We start from the raw sequence: 751 nt of genomic DNA, 5'->3' as shown, positions 1-751 counted from the left end.
TCACCTGGCAAAGCGAAGACAATCAACTTATTACTGTCGACAATAATGTAGATAGCCCAGGACTAATTCGTACCGTTGCCCCCGGTAGTACACGTGTCAGCGCCAGCTTTGAAGGCCTATCGTCCAGCGCAACCTTCACAGTGACGGACGCAATACTAAGTTCTATTGCTATTACCAGCCCTGCTAGCGCGATAAACGTTAACGATGAACTGCAACTGAGTGCCATTGCAGACTACTCCGATAACAGCAGCAAAGATCTCACCCAAGAAGTAAGCTGGATAATCAGTGACAATGATGTTGTATCTATCGAGACGGCATCGAATGACTACTTTTCTAATCAAAGCGGTTTGCTAAAAGCTCTGTCAGCCGGCACCAGCGATATATCTGCCCAGTTACTAAACAGCTCAGGAGAACTTATAAGCTCTAACACTCTGAGCCTCACAATCTCGGAAGACCCTAACGCTACTAAAGCGATATCACTGTCACTGACTCCAAACGTTATTCTAAACAACGGTATTGATAGCTCTATTGTGTCCGCGACTTTAAGCCCTAACTCGGCTAGCGGAGCAATTCCAGATAACACTGAAGTGAGTTTTAGTATCACTGATAATGGCACCACACATATCGAAACGGCTTATACCAGTAATGGCGTCGCTCAAATTACCCTAAGCTCTGAGAATATTGGTCTGATATCAATTGAGGCTTCGAGCAATCAAATTCATAGTTCGTCAGCAATATACAGTACAAATGA

The 751-nt window shown here is 44.5% G+C and carries 1 protein-coding gene; it reads left to right on the top strand.

Annotated features, from left to right (window positions below; all coding sequences use genetic code 11):
* A partial coding sequence (locus tag A3735_RS28310; RefSeq protein ID WP_197486124.1) for an Ig-like domain-containing protein occupies positions 1-751 on the top strand: 751 nt, incomplete at both ends.

The sequence above is a fragment of the Oleiphilus sp. HI0061 genome, from assembly GCF_001635675.1.
Note: the sequence above shows the minus strand (reverse complement) of the source record. Positions and strands in the feature narration are given on the sequence as shown.